Below are 7,889 nucleotides of genomic sequence, written 5' to 3'. Positions count from 1 at the left end.
AACGCAAGAACGCCCGCTGTGATATTTTCACAGCGGGCGTTTTTTGTATTGTTATCGTATTGAGAGATATACATTTATTGAACTTATTAGGTTTGGCGGTGACCTACTCTCCCACGTCTTAAGACGCAGTACCATTGGCGCAGTAGCACTTAACTGCCGAGTTCGGGATGGGATCGGGTGTTTTGCTTACGCTATGACCACCAAACCGAATAAATTCAACAAATGTCCAAGTCAGTACAGTTATGTATGTGTGTATGCTTTTGAATGATGAGTAAAAGTCTTGCTTCTACTGGATCAAATCAAGCCTATCGAGCCATTAGTACCAGTCAACTGAACGTATTACTACGCTTACATCTCTGGCCTATCGACGAGGTGGTCTACCTCGGCTCTCAGGGATACCTTGTTTTGAGGGGGGCTTCCCGCTTAGATGCCTTCAGCGGTTATCCTGTCCGATCATAGCTACCCAGCACTGCTATTGGCATAACAACTGGTCCACCAGTGGATCGTTCACCCCGGTCCTCTCGTACTAGGGGCAACTCCTCTCAAGTATCCTACACCCACGGAAGATAGGGACCGAACTGTCTCACGACGTTCTAAACCCAGCTCACGTACCTCTTTAAACGGCGAACAGCCGTACCCTTGGGACCTGCTCCAGCCCCAGGATGAGATGAGCCGACATCGAGGTGCCAAACACTGCCGTCGATATGGACTCTTGGGCAGTATCAGCCTGTTATCCCCGGCGTACCTTTTATCCGTTGAGCGATGGCCCTCCCACTTGGGACCACCGGATCACTATGGCCGTCTTTCGACTCTGCTCGACTTGTCAGTCTCGCAGTCAGGCTGGCTTCTGCCATTGCACTCAACGAGCGATTTCCGACCGCTCTGAGCCAACCTTCGCGCGCCTCCGTTACGATTTAGGAGGCGACCGCCCCAGTCAAACTACCCACCACACAGGGTCCCGGATCCGGATAACGGACCGCGGTTAGACATCAAGCAGAACAAGGGTGGTATCTCAAGGGAGGCTCCACGCAAACTGGCGTTCACGCTTCAAAGCCCACCACCTATCCTGCACATGTTCGGCCTAATGCCAGTGTGAAGTTGTAGTAAAGGTGCACGGGGTCTTTCCGTCTAACCGCGGGTAACCGGCATCTTGACCGGTAATTCAATTTCGCTGAGTCTATGTTGGAGACAGCGGGGAAGTCGTTACGCCATTCGTGCAGGTCGGAACTTACCCGACAAGGAATTTCGCTACCTTAGGACCGTTATAGTTACGGCCGCCGTTTACCTGGGCTTCAATTCAGAGCTCTCACCCCTCCTTTTAACCTTCAGGCACCGGGCAGGCGTCAGACCCTATACGTCGTCTTACGACTTCGCAGAGCCCTGTGTTTTTAATAAACAGTCGCCACCCCCTGGTTTGTGCCCCCAGCCCCTAGTTGCCTAGGAACCGGGCCTCCTTCTCGCGAACTTACGGAGGTATTTTGCCGAGTTCCTTCAACATAGTTCTCTCAAGCGCCTTGGTATTCTCTACCTATCCACCTGTGTCGGTTTAGGGTACGATCTAGCGATGGAGCTATTTCCAGGGACCTCTAAGCAGCCCATTCAATCCGATAAGGATGAACTACCCTCGAGATCCGTCACTTCCATCTGGCCCAGGAATATTAACCTGGTTCCCATCGACTACGCCTTTCGGCCTCGCCTTAGGGGTCGGCTTACCCTGCTCAGATTAGCTTTAAGCAGGAACCCTTGGATTTTCGGCGAGAGTGTCTCTCACACTCTTTGTCGCTACTCATGTCATCATTCTCACTAGTGATCTCTCCACCGGATCCCTCACAGGCCGGCTTCACAGAAAACTCCGCGTCTCCAAGACCGTAGGGTGGGTAAAACCCACCTTGGGCTAAGGAGACATGGAATTATGTCACACTACGCTCTGCTACCATGCAATAAATGCATCCTAAGCTTCGGCTCATGGCTTGAGCCCCGTTACATCTTCGCCGCAAGACAACTTATTTAGACCAGTGAGCTGTTACGCTATCTTTAAAGGATGGCTGCTTCTAAGCCAACCTCCTGGTTGTTTTGGTCGTCTCACCTGCTTTCCCACTTAGCCATGAATTAGGGGCCTTAGCTGTAGGTCAGGGTTGTTTCCCTCTTCACGACGGACGTTAGCATTCGCCGTGTGTCTGCCATCTAGTACTCCTCGGTATTCGGAGTTTGGTTAGGATCAGTAAGCCTGTGGGGCCCCATTACCCATCCAGTGCTCTACCCCCGAGGGTATTCGGATGACGCTCTACCTAAATAGATTTCGCAGAGAACCAGCTATCTCCGAGTTTGATTGGCCTTTCACCCCTAGGCACAGCTCATCCCGATCCTTTTCAACGGATGTGGGTTCGGTCCTCCAGTAAGTGTTACCTTACCTTCAACCTGGCCATGCCTAGATCACTCGGTTTCGGGTCTGATCCCACAAACTCAACGCCCTATTAAGACTCGCTTTCGCTGCGCCTACACCTAACGGCTTAAGCTTGCTTGTGAGACCAAGTCGATGACCCATTATACAAAAGGTACGCTGTCAGATCGTAAAGATCCTCCAACTGATTGTAGGCGTTCGGTTTCAGGTACTGTTTCACTCCCCTCGTCGGGGTGCTTTTCACCTTTCCCTCACGGTACTGGTTCACTATCGGTCAGTAAGGAGTACTTAGCCTTCGAAGGTGGTCCTCCGATCTTCAGACAGAATTTCACGTGTTCCGCCCTACTTAATACGTCCTCTCATGCTTCTTATACGGGACTATCACCCACTTTGGTTGCGCATTCCAACGCATTCTAACCACAATTGAGGCTCGGCTGGTCCCCGTTCGCTCGCCGCTACTAGGGGAGTATCAATTGATTTCCTTTCCTCCGGGTACTTAGATGTTTCAGTTCCCCGGGTTTGCTTTTATAAACCTATGTATTCAGTCTATAAATACCTGGTTTACCTCATTATTAGCTACCCAGAAGGGTAATAATAACAAAGTATCAGGTGGGTTGCCCCATTCAGAAATTCATGGATCAAAGCTTATTCTCAGCTCCCCATGACTTATCGCAGAGTATCACGTCTTTCATCGCCTCTTACTGCCAAGGCATTCACCAAACGCCCTTTTCGCGCTTGATTTGATCCAGAAAAAGCAAGACTGGTTTAATGTCCTACCGCCTATTCGGCTACTTGAGGACAATTTAGACCCTCAACGGCCGATAGAATGTAGAACACCAGTCTAACGTGGAAGACAGAAGCTGGTAAGAAACTGTCTTTCCTTATTCCAGATCAAAAGCATACTTTTACCCGCCCACTCTCTAAGAGTGGACAGCGAGACATGCATCTAGCCCACCTTCCGTGCAGGAAGTAGGCGTCATGTCTCTGGTTAGTGTACTTGACTTGGACAACACGTCTATTTCAGTCGCGATATGATTAAAAGACCGAGGAAACAGTCCGCTAAACACCGGCTTCCTAAGAAGCAGCAACCGAGATCATTACCTTACTCGGTAAGATCGGATCGTGTTGTTTGTTACTTTAAGATTACTCTCAAAGTAACTGTATCTCTCTTTACGATGTCAATCAGGTGCATTCCAAAGGAATGTCACCAATGCGTTTCCGCACCGTCCGATTGGACGGGCAAACAGTCGAAACTGCTTGCCGGTCTAATCACTGTATTTACACCTCACTGCGTGAAGTATTTGGTGGAGCCTAGGAGGATCGAACTCCTGACCTCCTGAATGCAAATCAGGCGCTCTCCCAGCTGAGCTAAGGCCCCATCATTCCCCGAGGGATATGGTGGGTCGAGGAGGACTTGAACCTCCGACCTCACGCTTATCAGGCGTGCGCTCTAACCACCTGAGCTACCGACCCATACGAGCGGTAGCTCGTGTTCTTGTTCTGAAGAGATATGAGGACGGCTCGGTCCGAAAGGTCATCTTGCGATGCCTTGATGTGGACAGCTTTGTTTGCTGTCCTGCTAAGTGTTTCACGAGATGAGCAAGCTCATTTACTAGAAACATCCTTAGAAAGGAGGTGATCCAGCCGCAGGTTCCCCTACGGCTACCTTGTTACGACTTCACCCCAGTCGCTGATCCTACCGTGGCCGCCTGCCCCCCGAAGGTTAGCGCAGCGTCGTCGGGTAGAACCAACTCCCATGGTGTGACGGGCGGTGTGTACAAGGCCCGGGAACGTATTCACCGCGTCATGCTGTTACGCGATTACTAGCGATTCCGACTTCATGGGGTCGAGTTGCAGACCCCAATCCGAACTGAGACAGCTTTTTGGGATTAACCCATTGTCACTGCCATTGTAGCACGTGTGTAGCCCAACCCGTAAGGGCCATGAGGACTTGACGTCATCCACACCTTCCTCCCGCTTATCACGGGCAGTTTCCCTAGAGTGCCCAGCTTAACCTGCTGGCAACTAAGGATGTGGGTTGCGCTCGTTGCCGGACTTAACCGAACATCTCACGACACGAGCTGACGACAGCCATGCAGCACCTGTCACTGCGTCACCGAAGTGAACGCTCGATCTCTCGAGTTAGCACAGGATGTCAAGGGTTGGTAAGGTTCTGCGCGTTGCTTCGAATTAAACCACATGCTCCACCGCTTGTGCGGGCCCCCGTCAATTCCTTTGAGTTTTAATCTTGCGACCGTACTCCCCAGGCGGAATGCTTAATCCGTTAGGTGTGTCACCGAACAGTATACTGCCCGACGACTGGCATTCATCGTTTACGGTGTGGACTACCAGGGTATCTAATCCTGTTTGCTCCCCACACTTTCGTACCTCAGCGTCAGTATCGAGCCAGTGAGCCGCCTTCGCCACTGGTGTTCCTCCAAATATCTACGAATTTCACCTCTACACTTGGAATTCCACTCACCTCTCTCGAACTCAAGACCAGGAGTTTAGGAGGCAGTTCCAGGGTTGAGCCCTGGGATTTCACCCCCTACTTTCTGATCCGCCTACGTACGCTTTACGCCCAGTAATTCCGAACAACGCTAACCCCCTCCGTATTACCGCGGCTGCTGGCACGGAGTTAGCCGGGGTTTCTTTACCAGGTACTGTCATTATCATCCCTGGCGAAAGTGCTTTACGATCCTAAGACCTTCATCACACACGCGGCATGGCTAGATCAGGCTTGCGCCCATTGTCTAAGATTCCCCACTGCTGCCTCCCGTAGGAGTCTGGGCCGTGTCTCAGTCCCAGTGTTGCTGATCATCCTCTAAAACCAGCTATAGATCGTAGACTTGGTAGGCCGTTACCCCACCAACTATCTAATCTAACGCGGGCCAATCCTTTCCCGATAAATCTTTCCCCCGAAGGGCTTATACGGTATTACTCTCAGTTTCCCGAGGCTATTCCGTAGAAAAGGGTATGTTCCCACGCGTTACTAACCCGTCCGCCGCTCGGTCCCGAAGGACTGCGCTCGACTTGCATGTGTTAGGCCTGCCGCCAGCGTTCGTTCTGAGCCAGGATCAAACTCTCAAGTTGAAATGATGTTACCATCATATCCTTGACGTCGAACCTCTGCACATCGACCTGCAGTACTTACTGAATACTACAGGCGTCTTTTCTGTTTGTTGTGCTTAGAGCTACAAAGTAGCCGAAAGCCGTCCAAACAGTGAAGCTGACACTGGATCATCGCTAAAGACCAAATGGCCCGTCGCTACCAGCGCGATATGAAGAGGTTGATCCATCGAATGAACCAAACCGCCCACATATCTCTTCAGATATTATCAATTTCAAAGAGCGTTGAGACAAAAGAAACCAAGATGCGCCGTAACTTTCAGCGCGCCCCGCCTCGAATACCTCAGAATTTCTCCGCCTCCTGAACCTCCATCGCCTCTCAGCTCCGTCCGTCCCGTCTAGCGCACCGTGTCGGCTTGTCTGCGTCTCCGGTAAGGGGGGTTCTAAGGTTTGTTCCAAATACCCGCAACCCCTTTTTTGACAATATTGCACTTTTTCTTAATTTCCTGAATTTTTACTTAAAATCAGCATGTTGATTGGCAAATGATGCGTGATCTCTGGGTGTTTGGATACGATTATTACTCTTACTAAAGGTAAGGCGTGGAACCTTTTCGGGAACCTTTTGAGTTATCCACAGAAGGCCCCACGACTCGACCATTCAGCGCAGCCGTTTGCGCCACCATTTCGACGCAGATTCCGGTGAATCGGTCTGGAATCGCCCCGGGTCCGGCAGAATCAAATCAGATAGGTTGCCGTTTTCGGCGTTTTGGCAGCCGCAGCGCCAGCAAACCAAGAATCACGGCCATGTAGAGCAGCGGTTCGGGCTGAAACCCTTTGACCAGCCAGATGAAGTGCACCCCGCCCAAGATCACAGCCAGATAGGTCAGCTTGTGTAGGCTGCGCCATTTCGGCCCCAGCTTGCGGATCGAATAGCTGTTTGATGTCACGGCCAACGGGATCAAACAAAGAAAGCCCGCCATGCCAATGGTGATATAGGGACGCTTGATAATGTCGGCCCAGATCTGGCTTAGAATGCCGATATCCAAAACCAGCCAAACCAACAGATGCAGTGATACATATAGAAAGGCCATCAAGCCCAAGCATCGGCGAAACTTGAGCAGGTTCAGACCTGCGTATCTCCGCAAAGGTGTAATCGTCAGTCCCGCGATAAGAAGTTGAAGCGCAATCTGTCCCAGCTCATGTTCCAGCGCCCTGATGGGCTCTACACCCAAGCCGCCGGTTTGTGCCAAGTACAGCAACCACGGCACGGGCAGAACACATAGTATATAGACAGGCCATGTCGGGACCTTGCGGACAAATCCGTTTACCTGATCCACGATATGCGCCACGTCGTCCGCCCTGCCTTAGGTGTCTTTGGTCAGGTCCATGCCAGCATAGAGCGCTGCCACGTCTTCTTCGTATCCGTTGAACATCTCGGTCTCGATGCGTTTTGAGAACAGGCCACTGCCAATCGCCCGTTCGGTCGCCTGCGACCAGCGCGGGTGATCAACCGTGGGGTTCACATTACTATAGAACCCGTATTCGCGGGCATTGGCTTTGTTCCAGCTTGTTGGGGGCTGCGTATCGGTCAAGGTGATCCGCACCACAGACTTGATCGATTTATAGCCGTACTTCCACGGCACGACCAAACGCAGCGGCGCGCCGTTCTGTTTCAGGATGTCTTTGCCATACACGCCCGTCGCCATAATCGTCAGCGGGTGCATGGCCTCGTCCAGCCGCAACCCTTCAACATAGGGCCAGTCCAGAACCGGATAGGCGACGCCGGGCATTTCGTCAGGGCGTAGGGCTGTTTCGAACGCCACATATTTCGCGCCGGACTGTACCCCTGCCATGTTCAACAGATCAGCCAGTTCAAACCCGTTCCAGGGGATCACCATCGACCACGCCTCGACACAGCGGAATTTATAGAGCCGCTCTTCGATGGTCATCGCCTTCAAGATGTCTTCGAACGCGTAGGCACCCGGTTTGTCGACCATGCCATCAATTTCGACCGTCCACGGCTCAATGGTCAGCGCATCTGCATATTTAGCCGGGTCATCCTTGCCGGTGCCGAACTCGTAGTAGTTATTGTAGGATGTGATTTCCTCGTAGGTGTTCGGCTCCAACCCTTCGGGTGCCGCGCTGGCGCTGCTGCTGATCCCTGCCAAACCGATCCCCGCCAAGGCCCCCCCCATGATCTGCCGTCGGTTCATGAACGCGGCCTCAGGGGTCACGTCTTTTTCGGTCAGCGTATTGATCCAGCGGTTGGCCATTCGGGCGCTCCTTACATCTATATATATAGTAGATAGCGCCCGGATCGGGATCGACCAAACGGTATGCCACCACATTTCAGCAATCACACCTTATTGTCACCAAAACGCAAAGGACCGCAGCAAATGCCACGGCCCTTTGTTACTGT

General features: G+C 52.0%; 2 protein-coding genes, 2 tRNA genes and 3 rRNA genes. All 7 read right to left on the bottom strand.

Annotated features, from left to right (window positions below; all coding sequences use genetic code 11):
* Positions 1-90: 90 nt before the first annotated feature.
* A 5S ribosomal RNA gene (gene rrf, locus BM347_RS11465) occupies positions 91-205 on the bottom strand.
* 90 nt (positions 206-295) lie between these two features.
* A 23S ribosomal RNA gene (locus BM347_RS11460) occupies positions 296-3,142 on the bottom strand.
* Positions 3,143-3,703: 561 nt separating this feature from the next.
* Positions 3,704-3,779 (bottom strand) — tRNA-Ala (locus tag BM347_RS11455).
* A gap of 18 nt (positions 3,780-3,797) precedes the next feature.
* Positions 3,798-3,874 (bottom strand) — tRNA-Ile (locus BM347_RS11450).
* A 155-nt stretch (positions 3,875-4,029) separates the two neighbouring features.
* Positions 4,030-5,494, bottom strand: a 16S ribosomal RNA gene (locus BM347_RS11445).
* The 16S, 23S and 5S rRNA genes sit together here with 2 tRNA genes alongside, the layout of an rRNA operon.
* 716 nt (positions 5,495-6,210) lie before the next feature.
* Positions 6,211-6,819: a protein-methionine-sulfoxide reductase heme-binding subunit MsrQ gene (msrQ, locus tag BM347_RS11440; RefSeq protein WP_425442459.1), complete on the bottom strand. Its 609-nt coding sequence runs from the start codon at positions 6,817-6,819 to the stop codon at positions 6,211-6,213.
* 15 nt (positions 6,820-6,834) lie between these two features.
* Positions 6,835-7,743 carry a protein-methionine-sulfoxide reductase catalytic subunit MsrP gene (msrP, locus tag BM347_RS11435; RefSeq protein WP_093916583.1) on the bottom strand — a complete coding sequence of 303 codons (909 nt, stop codon included), beginning with the start codon at positions 7,741-7,743 and terminating at the stop codon, positions 6,835-6,837.
* Positions 7,744-7,889: the final 146 nt, after the last annotated feature.

It is taken from the genome of Sulfitobacter marinus, from assembly GCF_900116285.1.
GTDB lineage: Bacteria > Pseudomonadota > Alphaproteobacteria > Rhodobacterales > Rhodobacteraceae > Sulfitobacter > Sulfitobacter marinus.
Note: the sequence above shows the minus strand (reverse complement) of the source record. Positions and strands in the feature narration are given on the sequence as shown.

Excerpts from the sequence above, each read along its gene's own strand:
- msrP (WP_093916583.1), bottom strand. The coding sequence starts at position 7,743 with ATGGCCAACCGCTGGATCAATACGCTGACCGAAAAAGACGTGACCCCT.